Here is a 17,774-nt window from a genome sequence, read left to right as displayed (position 1 = left end):
GCAATTACTCCGTAATCTGTGTCACCTATGCACAGATTACCACGTTCTTGCTGGCCCTGTATCAATATGTATAAAATTGCTTCTAGGATAATAGCCAACACCACCCGCTTTCATTTTCAGCGCGGCTTTACGAATGTTACTTAACTGTAAACCTTCGATATGGAAATCCATCGCTTGCCCGCGAGTATGGTAACTTTTCTTCGCGACTCCCGAACTTTTACTACGCAATTTATTATTCGTTTCTAAAGAGCGATAACCCGAAATAAGTTGAACTGGTTTGTTAGTTCCCATCATCATTTGTAATAAATAAATTTGGTCAAATAATTTAGGATCAATGGTTTTGACTTTATCGCAGCGGTAATCACGGAAAAAATGATTTAAACGTGCAAGTTCAGATTTGTTATAACGTTGACCGTCAAAAAATTCTGTTTTTAAAGACTCCCCCGTATTAATATTTTGAAAGCGTAAAATACGTGGGCGTGGGGTGGTCATTGCAGCAAATACATGGCTTGGTAATAAACTAAGGCCGACTGTAGCAGCCCCAATTCCCAGCCATTTTCTGCGGGATTGGTCAATAATATCCATAGGTGATAGCTCAGACTCTAATAATTTCAGTAATAATCGATAAAATTTTGACAACCTATTGAGTCTAGCAAAACATTCTTAATTTTAATGTATATTTATGTAAAGATATGCATACTTTAAGGGAATTTGGTTGCTATATTCGTCAAAAATAGCGCTTTGTCACTAAATTCACATGTAATAAGCGAATTACTACGCTTACTTTGCTGCCTTGGCTGATATGAATCGCGATCAGCTCTCTATTATTTACTGCATGATAATAATTAAATGCCTAAAAGCAACGGACCTAATAAGAAATTATGGGAGTTAAACAGAAATACTCGCAAAAAAGGGGGAAATCCCCCTTTCATATTTAAGCTAACATGATGATTAATGCAAAATCTTTTTCAACATTGGCAAATAGTTATCTGCATTATTAATGCTGTTATCATATTGATATATATCCGCTCGATATTGTGGTTGCTGGTCTTTATCAACCCAAGCGGTTTGATAATAAAGAAATACTGGGATCCTATCCGGTATATTCACATAACGGGTCGAACCTTCCTTAAGTGCACCATCAATGCGCTTCCTTTCCCAGCCCGCATCACCTAATAAAATACTTGCAAGCTCACTAGCTTTATTAACTCGTACACACCCAGAACTTATTGCACGTGCGTTGCGATTAAATAGACTATGATTCGGTGTATCATGCAAATAAATTGCATCAGAACTTGGCATGTTAAATTTATAGCGCCCTAATGAATTAGTAGGGCCAGGAGCTTGACGAATTCGATAAGGGAAATTGGCAGGCGTAATACTTTCCCAATCAATGGCATACGGGTCGATTTCATAGGAATCTGCGCCCCACCCCGAATAAACAGTATACCCTTTACGGCTAAAATAACTTGGATCTTGCTTTCCTCTCGGGGCAATATCTTTACGTGCCATGCTAGTCGGCACACTCCAAGGAGGGTTAATCACCACATTATTCAGTGCACTGCTCATGATCGGTGTTTTTCGATCAGCACGTCCAACAATCACTTTTGAGTCTAAAATAACCTCATCATTCAAATAAAAATCTAAGGAATAGCCTGGTATATTGACTAAAATCCCAGTTCCTTGACTTGCTGGAATAATACGCAACCGCTGAATATTTAATGCCATTAATCCTGCTTTTTGTTTTGGCTTCATATTCAGCCAAACACGCGTACCTTTACCGACAACACCATCCGCTTCTAAGCCATACTGTAATTGGAATTTTTTTACCGCATCAACAAGGTCTTGGCTATACACTTTTGATGCCTTACTTATTGGTGTCTCAGCTGTTTTTGCTGGTTCACTGGTTTGTTCAACCGCTTGCTCAGCAACTTGCGCCATCGTTTCAGGGGCTTCAACTTCGCTGCTCTCCATTACTGTTTCACCTTCCAGTAACCCTTCACGTTGCAGAATTTGGCGCAAAATAACCACGTCATCATTTGATTGACCTGGTTTTAATGTTTTAGTCCCCACGATTTCCAAGTCATCTTCAGGCATCGCCAATAACTTCAGCATTTCTTTGCGCATTGGCAAATACATTGGATGGTTAGGGGCTTGCGATTTCACCCAATCACTTAAGCGATTACCTGAAACTGCATCTAACCATGGTTTCATTTGTGCAGAAGTCGGGGCAATAATTTTATAGGGGCGGCTACTATATAACCAATATTGCCCACTGGCTTCAACCGAAGATAAATAGTGTAAATATCCCAACATTGCATCGGACAAAATAACGTCACGACCAAGTTCATTTAATTGGTTATTTTCCAGTATCGCGAGCCACTCGGCAAATTGAGGTTGTACCCCCGCGAGTGCTAATTCGGCCAACTGTTGTTGGAATTGACTAATTGCTGTTTCATCTTGCCACAATAGCTGCATTTGCCGCTCAGCATATAATTTAGATAATTGTGAAGCAAAAACAGGTTTCACCCCCGAAGGAAGCGAGACTGTTATTTTAGCCAAACTTTCTGCTGGTGTAACTGCCGCGGTAGCTTGTACTTCCTCGACACTTTGCTGCATATTTTCTTCATTTGAAAACGCAGGTATGTGTAATGCCATTAACCCACATATTACTGAGACTTGCAGAGCTTTCACACTTCTCTTTGCCATACATCCACCTTAAGTTACAACATGGATAACAATAGTTTTTATTATTAACGATTTTATTATAGTAAATTCTGGATACTCAAAGTATTCACACATTATACATGGTTAACAGTGCAGCATATCAACTTAAGCATCATTAAGTCAGTATGAACAATATAGGCAGGAATGTTATAGGAAAAAACTAATTCTGTGTTTATTTCTTCTGATTATCAATAAACGTAAGGTAACGATATAAACGGCTAAAACAAATAAAAACCAAGTGTGTTACCGCTTTTTATGCCCCATATGAGTATTTATTCAATTAAAGAATAAAAGGCAAAAAACATAACATATGCTTTTTTGCCTTAAGTTAGATTAAAAGTGTAACCATGAGGGGGTTAACTAATGATTCCTGTTACCATTCAAAGTTAACAGCGGCATTATAAGTCACGCCTTTAAAGTCATCAGTATTTGTTGCTACACCCGCTTTTACTGCCACACTTTCATCAATACGATAACCTGAACCTAGTGCAAGAGCTGTATTAGATTCATAACCACCTAACGCCATAGATAGGTTAAAGTGCCCAACATTATAAGGTTGGAATAACCCTGATAAAGCAGCTTGCGAAGCCAACCCACGCTTTAATTCGTTATCTAATGAATCAACACGCTTATCTAACGATGTGACTCTGCTATCTAGCTGATTTAATCTATTATCAACATTTTTATTGATCTGAGATTGGCGGTTATTAACAGCTATTTGGCTATTGTTGAAAGCCATTTGGTTTTTATTAAAAACAGTTTGTTTATTATTGGTTAATTTTTGGTCACTATTAACTTTAGCTTGGTTTTGGTTAATAACATCTTGCTTATCATTAACGACTTTTTGATTTTCATTTACTAATTTTTGGTCGCTATTAACTTTAGCTTGATTTTGGTTAATAACGTCTTGTTTATCATTAACGACTTTTTGGTTTTCATTTACTACTTTTTGTTCTTTATTAATATTAGCTTGCTCAACGTTAGTTATTGCTTGCTTAGAATTAATATCTGCTTGGATTTGATTTAAAACCCCCTGATTTTGGTTGATCAGGGTTTGGTTTTCATTAATCTCTTTCTGATGCTTATTATATCCATCTTGCTTAGCATTATATGCATCTTGTTTAGCTTTATGATCCTGCAAATCTGCATTAACGTTATTTACATTGTTAGCAAGAATATTTTGATTTTCTGATGTTAGTGCTGTACTTGCATGTCCATTATCGCTGCCAATATTGTTATTCCAACCGGCCCAGCTAACATCCGCAACAGATACGTTACTCATCATGGTTGCAGAAACCATAACGGCTAATAAGGTTAATTTATTCATTTTTTGTATTCCAAATTTATTGATTAGTGTTAATTGGCCATCAGAATACAAGCTAACTCCATTACAGAGTATTTCATTTTACATCATTTTTTATATCTAATTAATATGCGCAATAAGGTACACCCTTAATTATCTCTTTCCCATCCAACTTTCTTTTATACAAAATTATTAATAATTAATGCGCTAAAGAATAAAAATACAATGAACTGACTAACCTTAGCACTCAGGTTACATTTTTATGTTGTTTAACATTAAGAAAAACCAAAACAAACAAATAAATCAACCAATTAAAACACCAATTTAGAGTTTTTGTGAGACTCCATCAGCATAAATAAGAAATAAACAGATAAAAAAAATTCCAATCCGTTGTAAAACTGCCAAATACCCCTATATAGAAACAGTTAATTATCCTTATCCATAATTAGTTATTATATCGATATAACTATAAGTATTTTTCATGCAAAGTTTTACCTAAATTAAATTCATTACGAGAGTTAGTTATACTTCATTAATTTTTGTTACATTCTATATGCGTTAATCGTAAAAATATACTTTCCCTAAGCAGTTTCTCTCGCTATCACTATTAAGCTACCCATTAAAATACTGTGCTTTTATGTTTAAAACACAGATATCCCTTCAGTTAGAAGAAGGGATATCAAATACAAAAAAGCCGATACTTATTACTAAGTATCGGCTTTAAATGCATTTAAGTTATCTATTACTACAAGGCCGGTTCTTGAACACTAGCACTGTCTTGGCCAAAACCTTTTAAGCCAACCACATGCACATGCTCATGGTTGCCTATCACCTTACGAACTAGCTTATAAGTTGTCCCTTTCTCAGGGCTTATATTCTCTGGTGCCGCAATTATTAACTGCATTTCTAACCTATCACACAATTCGAATAAGGTTGCTATCGATTTAGCATCTAATCGAGCGGCTTCATCTAAGAATAATAGACGACAAGGAATAATATCTTTTGCACGTAAACGACGGGATTCTTCTTCCCAGCTTTGTACCACCATCACCAGAATTGACATCCCTGTACCAATAGCTTCACCCGTTGATAGCGCACCACTCTCTGCTTTCAGCCAGCCATCTGAGCCACGGTTAACCTCGACATCTAGCTCTAAATAATTACGATAATCGAGTAATTCCTCACCAATGGTTTGCGGTAAACGCTGGCCAACATCCACTTGAGGGTTAAGGCGTTGATACAGTTTTGCCATCGCTTCAGAGAATGTCAGGCGCTGGCTAGTAAATAAGTCTTGATGCATTTCACTTTCTTCAGACAGGACACTGAGTAACAACGCATGGCTCTCACGAATATTTACATTAAGACGAACGCCTTTCACTTGGCCAAACGCAACAGCTTGTAACCCTTGGTTTAACATGCGGATACGATTTTGTTCACGTTGGATTGTTTTGCGAATAATATTCGCCACACTTTTCGAGCTAATCGCTAATTTTTGCTCACGAGCGGTTAATTCTTCCGTTAAACGACCCAACTCAATTTCCATTTGCTCAATCGCATCAATCGGGTCATCCGTACGAATAATATCTTGGCGAATTCGTTCGCGTAAGTGTTGATACACTGCAATAAAGAACTTAATTTTGCGTTCTGGGTATTTTGGATCTTCAGATAAACGTAGCACATCACGTAAATGTTCGTTATCTGCCACCGCAAGACGTAGCGCCCCTAATGCTTTATCCGACATAGAGCGTAAACTGTCACCATCAGTATAAGCAAGTTCACGGCGGTGCAAACGGCGCTCAACACCATTGTCTTTCACCAAACGCATTACAGCACACCAACCTGCTTTCGCAGAAACCACTTGTTCACGTAATAGATAATAATCTTTTTCTAACTTACGTAGGCGTTTTTGTAAGTTATCCATTTCAGCTTCACATAAGGTTAGCTGTTTTTCTAACTGATTAATACGGCTACGGTTCTCCATCACTCGTTGGTGTAATTCATCACGACGAATGCGTGCACGCTCTTGTGCTTCAGGGTCAGCTTTTACACCAATCTCCTGCATTTCGGCTTCTAGCTCTTTCAGCATTTCTTGCTTAGTTTCAAAAGAGCTACGTAACGAAGCCAATACTTGATGGTATTGCGCACTCTGCAATTGCTGCTGACGTAGTTGCTCACGGGCTCGAGCTCGCTCGGTTTCTGCCTGTTCCAAACGCTGACGCAATTTTTCATTCAAATCACTATTTTCACTAACCATCCCCGTAGAGTCACTGTAACTAAAGTGAGCCCGACGTTGAACCACTTCAACCAATGCAAAAGCCTGCTGTTTTGCATTCTGTTGAGTGTGCTTCGCGAGTTCGTAATCTTTGCGTAGCTGGTCATGTTGCTCAGGGTCACTGAGTAATACCGTTACAATCGGCTCTAATTTTTCTAATGTACTTCCATGTTTATTGAGGAAATGCGCCGCTTCTTCAGCTTCTGATAGTTCCTCATTGATTTCTTCAACCCTATCCACCAGCGTTTCATCAAGTAACAAGCCCATCTGCGGTAACAAACGGTTAAGTACCGTTAAACTTTCTTTTCCTTGAGCAAATTGTTGGCGCTGTTGTTGGGTTTGTTCTTCAAATTGCGCTAAAGCTCTTTCTAGTTCTGTTCGTTTTTGATTAAGTGTACGGATTTCAGCTTCTGGGTCTGCTTCGAAAGCGACAGAAATGTGCTGACCGATAAAACGACTGAATGCTTGATGTGAACGTTGAATTTTTTGTACATCAAATGACAATGTCGCATAGCGTTCGGCGAGCTCATCACGCTCAGCTGATAATGACTCTAAATGGCTTTCACGCGCTGCTCGCCCAAATAAAGGAAGCTCAGGATAACGCGAATAACGCCACTGCCGCTCAGAAGAGCGAACTAATACGGCTTGTTCAAATTCTTGGGCATCAAAAACGCTATCATCAAAGGAAGAAGGGTCCCCTTCGATAAAATACACATCATCAGGGCAGTCTTGTAAAGTTTCTAACTGGCTACGAACAGCTGATAAATCCTGTACGACAATACCATGACGAGCAGGACCATATAATGCTGAGAAATAAGCCGCATCTTCAATAGTAATGTCATCATAAATTTCAGACAGTAATACCCCGTTGAAACGTTCCGCCAATGCAAGCATCCGGCTATCTTCTGCACCACTTGGCTGACTTAAACGCTCTATTTGCTTCTCAAGGTCGCGCCGCTGCGCTGCAATCTCATCGCGCTCAACCGTGATTTCCCTTTCTTGTTCAAGCAACTGCTGCATAAATTCAGTTACAGCAGTACTCGATGCAAAAACTTCACCTGATTGTTCATTCAATTGAGTTAATGCTTCTTGAGCAATGATCCATGCAGGTGCTTTAGAAGATAACTGTTGGATACGCTGGCGAATTTGTTCCAATTCTTGGCGCATTTGCATGCGCCTTTCGCCACTTTCGTTTACACCAACACTTAATTCTTCTTGTTGCGCTTCTAACTCAGCCATTAACGCATCAAGTTCATCAGGCTCATAGCTTTGACCGTGGCGTTTACAAAACTCTGCCAACATACGCTCTGCATTCTGCTGGCTATTTAGGCGTTGTTGTAATTCAGAGAGTTGCATGCGTAACGGTTGTACACGTTCAGCTAAATGCTGTTGTGATGACCAATCCCGTAATAGAGCACGTGCTTGTTGGTATGCATCACTGCGACTTACCTCACCTACCATATTTTTAACTAATTGATAGGCTTGCTCAAATTGGCTATGTGCTGCATCAGCAACACTCATTTTTTGTTCAAGGGCCAATAACGACTCTGTCGCTTGCTGTTCCCGAGCCTCAAATGTATCTAACCATTCATCTGCATTATCAATTGATAATTCAGGAAGCTGACACAAATCACGAGCTCGAGTTAATGCATGTAACGCTTGTTGGTATTGGATAGCACGAGTTTGCTGTACATCTAATGCTTGTTGGTAGTCCGCTAATTGGTTTTTTAGCTCATCAACCTCTATCTCAGCGGCTTGGGCACGAGCTTCATATTCGTCTTGCGTTTCTGTTGCTTCTGCAACAACTTCGCTTTGCTCTTCAAGGCGATAAGTCAGCTCTTCAATATCAGCTTGATAACGGTCTATTTTTTCTTGCTGACGTAGCGCTGCTTGCACTAAATTCAAATGGTCATTGGCCGCTTGGTAATCAGCTTCCAATTCTGTTGAAGCGCTATTTTGCTCATTTAGTTCGCGTGCCATTTCTACACTACGAACTTGCTCTATGCGCAGTTGTTTACGACTAGCGAATAACTCATTACGTGCAGCTAAAGCGGCATCTAAATGGATACGCCTTTCATTGGAATGACGCATATAATCCGCTGATACATAATCCGTTGCTTGGCTAATTAAATGTTTAAACAAGTCGCGGTCAGATTGTGTAACGCGAATGGCTTCCAACGTTAAGCGGTTTTCACGCAATGCAGCTTCCATATCTTGGAAGGCTTTACGAACGCCACCATTTTCAGGCAATAAGTAATCACGTAATGAACGCGTAATCGCGCTGGAAATCCCACCGTATAATGACGCTTCAATAAGCCGATAATATTTGCTTCGATCACTCGCTGAGCGTAAACGTTTTGGCAAGACACCTAATTCAAATAGAACCGAATGGTAATCTGTAATTGAGTTAAATTGCTTGAACAAAATCCCTTCTTGCTCTTCAAGGCGTTCTTTTAACTCATTCAGTGGGATCACTTTGGCTTGGCGACCATCAATCACTTCTGTCAATATTTCAGTCGGAACCGTTGCCAATGGAATGCCTTGCACCATGAAAGGCTTAATATCAACTTTTTTATCACGCCCAGCAACTTGCTGTAAGCGCACACCCACCATGACGCGCTGATGTTTAGAGTTTAAAACATCTAAAATGGCATAGCAGACTCCAGGACGTAATTTCCCATGTAACCCTTTGTCCCGTGACCCTGAGGTAGCACCGGCTTCAGTTGTATTACGGAAGTGGAGTAAGGTTAAATCTGGGATCATGGCAGTAATAAAAGCAGCCATCGTTGTCGATTTACCCGCACCATTACCACCAGATAAAGTGGTGACTAACTCGTCAAGGTCAAAAGTACGAGCAAAAAAACCGTTCCAATTCACCAGCGTCAGTGAGCGAAATTTTCCGCGTTCAATCATTATTCTTCATCCTCATCACTTTCTGCCGGTTCTTGACTATCTTCGACATTCTCTTCTTCACTGTCTTTTAGTGAGAGTTCACCTTCCAGAGAGATAGCTTCGCCATCACGGATCATACGTAACTGAGCGTCTTGCGGGTTATCACCACTGCGTACATCTGCACCAAAACGGAACACAGATTCACTAATAATAAATTTACTCGGGTCATTTTGCAGAAAATGCACCATCCCTAAACGACGTAGACGGTTTAATGATGTTCTTAATTTTTCCTGCAATTTTTGTTTATCAAGGTCAGAACCCGTAGAACGCTGATTAACAAATTTAAGCAGTTTATTTTCATCCGCTAAAGAGAGTAATTCTTCAAAAAGCTCTTGAGAGGTAAAGATACCTTGATTACTTAAACGCTCAGGGCTGAGGTAGAGATAACACAGAATTTTGCCAACCATCATATCCAATTCAGATAGGACTGAGCGTGGGATCAACGTGGTCGAACGCGGGCGTAAATAGAAAAACCCTTCAGGTGCACGAATTAGCTCAACATTATACCGTGAGTAAAATTGCTCCAATGCTTCCTGAAAATCCATCAAAAATGCATGGTTATCAAGGTCATCAATACTAATATGCCGACCTGAACGCAATTGGCTGTCTAGCTCTGGGAAAATAGGGTTAGCTAATGCTTGAGCCAGTTTTACTGGCATAAATTGTTCAATATTTGTCGATGACATGTGCCTGTACCTTGGCTCCGTAATCATTAATAGCTTGCCATTCTGCCGGTAACCCCGCCAAATCAGCCTCTGCAATGCCTAGTCTTACCGCCTGATCAATAATAATTCGAGCGACATCAAAATGACGTTTTTGTGGATATTGCTGCAAGTACCCCTGCAATACACGACCAACGTCTAATGGACGCTGTTCTGTTTTATAGATGGCAAGTTCCACTTCCATTAACTCGGCTAGTTTATCATTGAGCTCACTAAACTCTTCAAATTCAAGCTCTGGAGGCAATTCACCCGTTACCTCTTCATCATGTAATGTGAGCTCTTCATCTCGCATATCGAATAACCGGTCTGCGTTGGTATAAGTAAGAGCCCAAGGGCTATCGAGATAATGTTGAACGGACTGACGTAACCGTTGTGAAAAGATCCTGTTTTTATCCATATCTATCGCTGTACGGATAAATTTATGGACGTGACGGTCATAGCCTATCCATAAATCGATAGATTGCTGCCCCCAACTGACGATACGGTCTAATTTATTTTGTAAGTCAAAAACCAGTCTATCCACCATTTCAGAAAAAGCAGGTGCATTCATATTCGCTTCTTGAATACGCAATAAATTGGCTTGTAGTTTATCCCCTGCGGCTTCTAACGTGTCTTGCAGCTCACGCAAAGTACCGGATGTTTCTGATAATAATTGCTCACAGTTTGCGATGGCCGCCTGCCAATCTTGGTTTAACAAGGCAGCAATATCTTCTTTAACGGTATTTTGCTGCTCATCCATGATACGTTGGGATAAATCGATGCTATCAAAAATTTCAGCGACTGAATATTTTAATGGAGCAAAAACATAACGATGCCAATAAAATTCATCACCGCCTTCTTCTGCTGCTTCAGCCGCTCTTTGCAGCTCACTGGCAACTATCGAAAGCTGCATGGAAAGTCTTAATGTGGAAAATTCTCGCTGGCGTATATAATAATCGCTGATGCCAATCCCCAATGGGGTCAGACGATAAATGGCATTGCCTTCAACAATATCACTGGCGAAACGGTTAAATATCTTTTGGCGCACCATATCATTGATGGCATTATTTGCCCTCACCGCCAAAGATTCCGTTGTCTGTTCAAAACCTTTGCAAACTTCACGAAAGGCGTCAACCAGTTCCCCTTCACTCATTTCGCCATTCACTCTTTCACTGTTTAATACTGCCACCGCCAGCAAAAATGCCAAACGCTCAGCAGGGAGTGAAATCGCAAAATCATTTTTTCGTGCCCAAGACACAAGTTCAGGGACGGTCTGGGAAAAATCACTCATAAATCGTCCTTTTGTATTTGTTTGCGTGCCATGACATGAATATAACGCCCCATACTAAGATAGGGTTCTTCACGACAATATTGTTGCTCTAACGCTAACAATGCAGGAAAATCTTTTTGCTGTAATTGCCTACTTTGCAGATAGTCATGGAAAACTCTGACGCCACTTTTAGCTAAGATGCCCATACCACACCCCCTTAACCACTCATCAACTTGCTGAGGAAATAAAGGTTTCTGTGGCGATAACGAGCGTTTACGACGCCGCTGAATATGCGGGGTTGCCAAATGAAAGTTCCCCAAAATCGCATTACGCATGACTAAGCCATTTGCATTATAGAACATGACAGAAAATACGCCTTCTGGTCTGATTATATCTGCCAGTTGTTCAATTGCATATTTTTGATCGCTAATCCATTCAAGAACAGCATGGAATAAAACAAGGTCAACGGGCTCATTAATATGTTGGGAAATATCTTGCACCGCGCAGTGAACAAAGCGAATGTTATCGCTAATCCCTTGTTCTTTTGCAAGCTCACTGGCTCGTTCCAACATTTCTTCGGATAAATCGCAAAGTATAACTTGATGGCCCATAGCAGCAAGTTTACGTGAAAAATGCCCTTCACCTCCACCTGCATCAAGTATTTTTAAGGTTTTCCCCTTAAATTGGCTATCTAATATATGCGTTAAATCTTGCCAAACCACCGCTTCACGTATTTTTCCTTTTGTCGTGCCGTAGATATTTTTTGCAAATTTATCGACAATATCATCAAAGTTGCGGTCTGCCATGTGCTATCCGGTTGCCTATCATTGTTCATTAACTAAGTTTTATGGGCCAATTAGTCGCAAAAACCGCCAATGTAGTCTATTTTCATCTTGAACTTAATGAAATTAAGCTAAATTGAGAATACTATCACTGAGTATTGTGCTTATCACACCAGATGTGGGCGACAATTGAAACATGAATTATAACAGATAATAGCGATATTTTTGCATTGTACTTTATTTTGCTCAGTGAATTTCATTTTGACATCATTGAAGGCGATTTTCGCTATTTTTATGTTGAAAAAGTGGTTATATGACGCTTTTTCAAGGGTAGTTCCACAACCAAAATTGATTGATAACCCTTAAGAATAGGCTTAGTTATGTTATTTTTTTTAAAAAAATATATTGGTTCCCTTTTGATGCCACTGCCATTATTGCTCATCATTGGGTTTATCGGGTTAATTTTACTCTGGTTCACTCGCTGGCAACGGTGCGGAAAAACATTTACTAGCCTGAGCTTAATACTCCTAGCAGTACTCGGATTACAGCCTGTTTCAGATAGCTTGCTCGCGCCTGTAGAAGGCCAATATAATAAGCGATATGAATTGATCACTGAAACACCACCGCAAAATATACAGTATATCGTGGTATTAGGAGGTGGGTTTACTTACAACCCAGATTGGAGCCCAAGCTCTAACTTATTGAATAACAGCCTACCAAGAGTAACTGAAGGCGTCCGATTATATTTAAAACACCCAGGCAGTAAGCTTATCTTTACTGGAGGGAAAGCGAGCAGCACCATAAGCAGTGCAGAAGTTGCGGCACAAGTAGCTCAGTCTTTAGGTGTACCCGCACAAGATACAATCCCTCTTACAGAGCCTAAAGATACCCAAGAAGAAGCCTTTGAGGTTGAGAAAATTATTGGGAAATCGCCTTTCTTATTAGTCACTTCAGCCAACCATTTGCCTCGGGCGATAACCATGTTTACAGACAGAGGCATGCAACCATTCCCTGCTCCCGCAAATCAACTTGTTATTACTAGCGGCATTAACCCATGGGAGAAATACATCCCTTCAGCATATTACTTCGGTCACAGTGAACGAGCGTGGTATGAATTTCTTGGGACGATTTGGTGGCACCTAAAGCCTGATAATACACAATCAATAGACTCCTCGTTGCCAACTCCAGAAGCAACCGTCGCCGAATGAAAACAAAAAGGTGTAACCTATACAGATTACACCTTTTGTTGAATACCAAGAGAACAAACAAGATGCTACCTCTTGGGCTTACTGAATAATATTTTAATTACAATAGAAATTGCTTTCTGACAGCATCAAGATCTGCTTGGGTATCAACACCCGCCCCTGGTGTTGTTTTAGCTACATCCACATGAATTTTCTCACCATACCAAAGCACCCGAAGCTGCTCAAGCATCTCGATTTTTTCTAATGGACTAGCTTCCCAACTAACATAACGGCGGATAAACCCAGCGCGATAGGCGTAAATACCAATATGACGTAAAAACGTGTCACCAATGACATCATGACTTTTAGCAAAACCGTCTCTGTCCCAAGGAATAGTTGCACGAGAAAAGTACAACGCATAGCCACCTTGATCAGTAACCACTTTCACTGCATTGGGGTTAAACGCCTCATGAGCATCACGAATAGGCACGGCCAGCGTACCCATTCCAGCTTGACTTCCCTTAAGATTATTTGCTACTTGGCTAATAATTTCAGGTGGAATTAAAGGCTCATCCCCTTGCACATTCACAATGATTTCATCATCAGAAAAGCCGTAAGTATCGATAACTTCTGCTAACCGCTCAGTGCCAGACTGGTGTTCGGGGTTGGTCATACAAGCCTCACCCCCAGCTTCAATCACGGCTTTAGCCACATCAGGATGATCTGTCGCCACAATGACTCGACTAGCCCCTGATTTAATCGCTTGTTCCATCACCCTAACGACCATTGGCTTGCCATGAATATCAGCTAAAGGTTTACCCGGCAAACGGGTCGATGCATAACGAGCAGGAATAATAACCGTAAACATGGCGATTATTTTCCTTCATCTAATGAGACTTGGCGTGCTTCATTTTCGAGTAATACAGGGATGCCATCACGAATTGGATAGGCTAAGTGATCAAACTTGCAGATAAGCTCGAGGTTTTCTTTGTTATAGCTTAATTTGCCATGACATATAGGGCAGGCAATGATTTCAAGTAAACGGTGATCCATGTTTTCTCCCGAATGGATTTTAACTCACTTGGAGTCAGGATATCACATGCAGATATCACCGTTAACTTTAATCTTTCTGAATAAGATCTCCTGCGTGAGATGAGAGGATAAAAGCAGGAGAATTTGTTCTGTTAATTGTTTAGTAGTTACTTCTAGTAAGCAATAACGTCTGCTGCCGTTATGCCATCCGAATTACGAGTAACAGAGAACTCAACGTTTTGACCTTCAAATAATGATTTGATTTTTTTATTAGCGATTGATTTTGTTGTCACAAATACATCATCTCCACCATTGAATGGTGAAATAAAACCGTAACCTTCTTTTGCGTCAAACCATTTAACTCGACCCATATGTAATTGAAAATTCATATTAAAACTCCTTTTGTTCTGAGAACAATATTTTTTTTATCTTTGTATCATTACTCTTTCTTGCGTCCCATTTATAAATTGCCGATCTATTAATACATCAAAGAGTAAATACACTTTTACCAATTTATGCACATAAATAATTGTGCATTTACTATAACGCCCGTAAATATAGATTTCAGATATCACTCATCCACTGTGAAGTTAACAGCCTAATTTGACATTATGATGACAAAACTTAGAAGTAACGACCCAATAATGTAGATTGTGCGAGGATATGAAGACTAACTAAAGAACGCGGCGTGAAATTCAAGCTAGTATAAAATCCAATTATTAATGTATTGCATCTAGATACATAATAAGTAGATCTATATCACATTGGCGATATTATTATCATAGTGAAACGTTAGTGGCAAGTTTTTTTGTTATTTGTGATAAGTTTTTTTATTTCGCTTAAAATTTTATCTGCACCACGATGTTGGAGCTGAGCTTGAACAGGAAGGAACCACCAGTTAGGTTGAGCAAATTCGCGGCATTTTACTGCATCTTTCTCCGTCATTAATAAAGACTGATGGGGTTTAACTAAAGACATTAACTGTTGTTGTTCATACGATTGGTGATCGGCAAAAGCTTGGCTTCCCTCTAATACAACCCCTTTACCCTGTAAAGAATTAAAAAAACGTGTGGGGTGACCAATTCCTGCCATTGCCACTACCGACTCTAGCTCCGTAACGGGTTGTTTTTTTAAGCTCACAAGGTTAATTGCGCTATCCCCCTCTAGGGTCATTAGCACTTCATTTCCTTGGGGATTACCACCATTAACTATAGATGCATTAACAGTTTTTAAACGCCCAATTCTTTCACGCATAGGCCCAGCAGGAAGCCACCAGCCATTACCAAAACGACGTTGCCCATCAATAACGACTATCTCATAGTCACGTTGCAGTGCGTAGTGTTGTAGCCCGTCATCGGTGATGATGACATCTAATTCGTATGCCTGAAGCAGGGCTTTAACTGCATCGCTACGCTTAGGGGCTACAGCAACAGGCGCCTTTGTGCGATGAAATATCAATACAGGTTCATCCCCTGCAACTTGTGTGGTAGTCGCCTCATTAAGTACTAATGGGTAATTCTCTGACTTACCGCCATAGCCCCTAGAAACGACCCCCACCCGATAACCTGCATTAGTTAATGATTCAACTAACCAAATGACTACGGGCGTTTTACCATTTCCACCCGCAGTTAGGTTCCCAACTACGACCACCGGAACCGGTGCTTTCCATGAACGAAATAGCCCAACTTTATATGCCATATGCCGAATTACTGTTATCAGCCCATAAAGGAAAGATAACGGCAATAACAAAATATATAGCCAAGATTTGCCAGACCAAATACGCTCTATCATTGTTTAAATTGGATTCTATGTAATTGAGAATACGCGCCATCTTGCGCTAATAAAGATGCATGATTACCACGCTCAATAATCTTGCCATCTTGTACCACTAAGATTTCATCGGCGTTCTCTATCGTTGATAACCTATGAGCAATCACTAAAGATGTCCTATTCTTTTGTAGTTCATCAAGTGCAGCTTGAATTGCACGTTCAGACTCAGTATCTAAAGCAGAGGTTGCTTCATCAAGAATAAGGATTGGGGCATCACGTAACAATGCGCGAGCTATCGCTATCCGCTGGCGCTGACCACCTGAAAGCATGACCCCATTTTCACCGATAACCGTATCTAAGCCTTTATCAAGCTTGGCAATAAAGTCCATTGCGTAAGCCATCTCTGCTGCTTTTTCAATTTGCTCACGGCTGTAGTTGCCATCTGTTGCATAGGCAATATTATTGGCTATCGTATCGTTAAATAAGTAAACATGCTGTGAAACTAAAGCAACTTGGTTCCGTAACGAAGCTAAAGTGTATTCGCGAATGTCATGACCATCTATCTGAATCGTTCCTTCATCAATGTCATAAAAACGCGTAATTAAATTAGCAATTGTAGACTTACCTGAACCTGAACGCCCGACCAGAGCAACTGATTTCCCCGCAGGTAACGTAAATGAAATATCGTCTAACGCAGGATGCTCTTTGGTTTCATAGGTAAAAGTAACATGTTCAAATTTGATGTCACCTTTTACCTCTTTTAATACTTTCGTCCCATTATCTTTTTCTTGTTCAGTATCTAAGATAGCAAACAAGGTTTGGCAAGCAGCCATACCGCGCTGAAATTGAGAGTTAACATTAGTGAGGGATTTTAAAGGCCGCATTAATGCAAACATAGATGAAAATACAACGGCAATGGTACCTGATGTTAATTCATCGCGAATTTCGGGAAAGCTCGCAGCGTACAATACAAATGCCAATGCGAATGAAGCAATAAGTTGAACAATCGGGTCTGAAATTGCTGATGCGGTTACCATTTTCATATTTTGGCGACGCATGTTATTGCTTACCTTGTTAAAACGCTCAGTTTCAACTTTCTGCCCACCAAAAATTAAAACTTCTTTATGCCCTTTTAACATTTGCTCTGCGCTAGCAGTAACATGTCCCATCCCCGTTTGCATATTTTTACTGATTTTACGAAAACGTTTAGAGACAATGCGAATAGTCACAGAAACAACTGGGGCAATAACAATTAATATCAGAGATAGTTGCCAGCTGTAATAAAACATCATGGCAAACAACCCGATAATATAGGCGCTTTCACGTATAATAGTAATTAATGCACCTGAGGAAGAGGAAGCAACCTGCTCTGAGTCATAAGTAATTCTCGATAATAATGTCCCTGTTGACTGCTGGTCAAAAAAGCTAACAGGCATTCCCATCATATGACCAAACAATTTACGGCGCATATTCATAACGACTTTGCCCGCGACCCATGAAACACAATAGGTTGAAACAAAGCTAGAACTACCACGAACGACCATAAGACCTAACACCGCAAGCGGAAGCCATTTTAAAACATCGTTGTCGGCTTTATCGAAGCCTTCATCTAACAAGGGTTTTAACAAAGAAATCATAAACGCATCACCTGCGGCGTTAATGATAAGTGCTATTGCTGCTACAATTAAACCCGCTTTAAAAGGCGCAATAATTGGCCACAAGCGGCGAAAAGTTTGTTTTGTCGAAAGGTCTTTATCATTCATACTTTTAATTACCAGACT

General features: G+C 40.1%; 13 protein-coding genes. 1 reads left to right on the top strand and 12 read right to left on the bottom strand.

Annotated elements, in window-relative coordinates:
* Window positions 1-36: 36 nt before the first annotated feature.
* The 7 genes from RB151_RS06680 to cmoM all read right to left on the bottom strand — a co-directional run bounded on the left by RB151_RS06680 (window position 37) and on the right by cmoM (window position 12,031).
* The gene (locus RB151_RS06680) at window positions 37-585 is read right to left on the bottom strand and encodes a YcbK family protein (RefSeq protein ID WP_042846461.1); all 549 of its coding nucleotides are present in this window, start codon (window positions 583-585) and stop codon (window positions 37-39) included.
* 366 nt (window positions 586-951) lie between these two features.
* On the bottom strand, window positions 952-2,709 hold the full coding sequence (gene ldtD / locus RB151_RS06675; RefSeq protein WP_071547891.1) for a L,D-transpeptidase: 1,758 nt from the start codon (window positions 2,707-2,709) through the stop codon (window positions 952-954).
* A gap of 391 nt (window positions 2,710-3,100) precedes the next feature.
* Window positions 3,101-4,054 (bottom strand): YadA C-terminal domain-containing protein, encoded by a 954-nt coding sequence (locus RB151_RS06670; protein WP_145927298.1) that lies wholly within the window; start codon window positions 4,052-4,054, stop codon window positions 3,101-3,103.
* Between the two features lie 721 nt (window positions 4,055-4,775).
* Window positions 4,776-9,215 carry a chromosome partition protein MukB gene (mukB, locus tag RB151_RS06665; protein WP_071547890.1) on the bottom strand — a complete coding sequence of 1,480 codons (4,440 nt, stop codon included), beginning with the start codon at window positions 9,213-9,215 and terminating at the stop codon, window positions 4,776-4,778.
* Complete coding sequence (gene mukE, locus RB151_RS06660; protein ID WP_042846466.1) at window positions 9,215-9,940, bottom strand: chromosome partition protein MukE; 726 nt, start codon at window positions 9,938-9,940, stop codon at window positions 9,215-9,217. The genes mukB and mukE overlap by 1 nt, the downstream gene beginning before the upstream one ends.
* The gene (mukF, locus tag RB151_RS06655) at window positions 9,921-11,246 is read right to left on the bottom strand and encodes a chromosome partition protein MukF (protein WP_042846467.1); all 1,326 of its coding nucleotides are present in this window, start codon (window positions 11,244-11,246) and stop codon (window positions 9,921-9,923) included. Before mukF ends, mukE begins: the two co-directional genes overlap by 20 nt.
* Entirely contained in the window at window positions 11,243-12,031 is a 789-nt protein-coding gene (gene cmoM, locus RB151_RS06650) for a tRNA uridine 5-oxyacetic acid(34) methyltransferase CmoM (RefSeq protein ID WP_048606597.1), read from the bottom strand. The genes mukF and cmoM overlap by 4 nt, the downstream gene beginning before the upstream one ends.
* A 356-nt stretch (window positions 12,032-12,387) precedes the next feature.
* Between cmoM and elyC the strand changes: the two genes are divergently transcribed.
* Entirely contained in the window at window positions 12,388-13,215 is an 828-nt protein-coding gene (elyC, locus tag RB151_RS06645) for an envelope biogenesis factor ElyC (protein ID WP_042846469.1), read from the top strand.
* 97 nt (window positions 13,216-13,312) lie between these two features.
* Here elyC and kdsB read toward each other — a convergent pair whose 3' ends face one another.
* From kdsB to msbA, 5 genes are all read right to left on the bottom strand, one after another.
* Window positions 13,313-14,059, bottom strand: a complete 747-nt coding sequence (gene kdsB, locus RB151_RS06640) for a 3-deoxy-manno-octulosonate cytidylyltransferase (protein WP_042846470.1) — start codon at window positions 14,057-14,059, stop codon at window positions 13,313-13,315.
* Window positions 14,060-14,064: 5 nt separating this feature from the next.
* Window positions 14,065-14,244, bottom strand: coding sequence for a Trm112 family protein (locus tag RB151_RS06635; RefSeq protein ID WP_042846471.1), 180 nt, complete (start codon window positions 14,242-14,244; stop codon window positions 14,065-14,067).
* 152 nt (window positions 14,245-14,396) lie between these two features.
* Window positions 14,397-14,612 carry a cold-shock protein gene (locus RB151_RS06630; RefSeq protein WP_004256206.1) on the bottom strand — a complete coding sequence of 72 codons (216 nt, stop codon included), beginning with the start codon at window positions 14,610-14,612 and terminating at the stop codon, window positions 14,397-14,399.
* Window positions 14,613-15,015: 403 nt separating this feature from the next.
* Window positions 15,016-16,014: a tetraacyldisaccharide 4'-kinase gene (gene lpxK, locus RB151_RS06625; RefSeq protein ID WP_042846472.1), complete on the bottom strand. Its 999-nt coding sequence runs from the start codon at window positions 16,012-16,014 to the stop codon at window positions 15,016-15,018.
* Window positions 16,011-17,756, bottom strand: coding sequence for a lipid A ABC transporter ATP-binding protein/permease MsbA (gene msbA / locus RB151_RS06620; RefSeq protein WP_042846473.1), 1,746 nt, complete (start codon window positions 17,754-17,756; stop codon window positions 16,011-16,013). The genes lpxK and msbA overlap by 4 nt, the downstream gene beginning before the upstream one ends.
* Window positions 17,757-17,774 lie beyond the last annotated feature (18 nt).

It is taken from the genome of Providencia rettgeri, from assembly GCF_001874625.1.
Lineage (GTDB): Bacteria > Pseudomonadota > Gammaproteobacteria > Enterobacterales > Enterobacteriaceae > Providencia > Providencia huashanensis.
Note: the sequence above shows the minus strand (reverse complement) of the source record. Positions and strands in the feature narration are given on the sequence as shown.

Excerpts from the sequence above, each read along its gene's own strand:
- RB151_RS06680 (WP_042846461.1), bottom strand. The coding sequence starts at position 585 with ATGGATATTATTGACCAATCCCGCAGAAAATGGCTGGGAATTGGGGCT.
- ldtD (WP_071547891.1), bottom strand. The coding sequence starts at position 2,709 with ATGGCAAAGAGAAGTGTGAAAGCTCTGCAAGTCTCAGTAATATGTGGG.
- RB151_RS06670 (WP_145927298.1), bottom strand. The coding sequence starts at position 4,054 with ATGAATAAATTAACCTTATTAGCCGTTATGGTTTCTGCAACCATGATG.
- mukB (WP_071547890.1), bottom strand. The coding sequence starts at position 9,215 with ATGATTGAACGCGGAAAATTTCGCTCACTGACGCTGGTGAATTGGAAC.
- mukE (WP_042846466.1), bottom strand. The coding sequence starts at position 9,940 with ATGTCATCGACAAATATTGAACAATTTATGCCAGTAAAACTGGCTCAA.
- mukF (WP_042846467.1), bottom strand. The coding sequence starts at position 11,246 with ATGAGTGATTTTTCCCAGACCGTCCCTGAACTTGTGTCTTGGGCACGA.
- cmoM (WP_048606597.1), bottom strand. The coding sequence starts at position 12,031 with ATGGCAGACCGCAACTTTGATGATATTGTCGATAAATTTGCAAAAAAT.
- elyC (WP_042846469.1), top strand. The coding sequence starts at position 12,388 with ATGTTATTTTTTTTAAAAAAATATATTGGTTCCCTTTTGATGCCACTG.
- kdsB (WP_042846470.1), bottom strand. The coding sequence starts at position 14,059 with ATGTTTACGGTTATTATTCCTGCTCGTTATGCATCGACCCGTTTGCCG.
- RB151_RS06635 (WP_042846471.1), bottom strand. The coding sequence starts at position 14,244 with ATGGATCACCGTTTACTTGAAATCATTGCCTGCCCTATATGTCATGGC.
- RB151_RS06630 (WP_004256206.1), bottom strand. The coding sequence starts at position 14,612 with ATGAATTTTCAATTACATATGGGTCGAGTTAAATGGTTTGACGCAAAA.
- lpxK (WP_042846472.1), bottom strand. The coding sequence starts at position 16,014 with ATGATAGAGCGTATTTGGTCTGGCAAATCTTGGCTATATATTTTGTTA.
- msbA (WP_042846473.1), bottom strand. The coding sequence starts at position 17,756 with ATGAATGATAAAGACCTTTCGACAAAACAAACTTTTCGCCGCTTGTGG.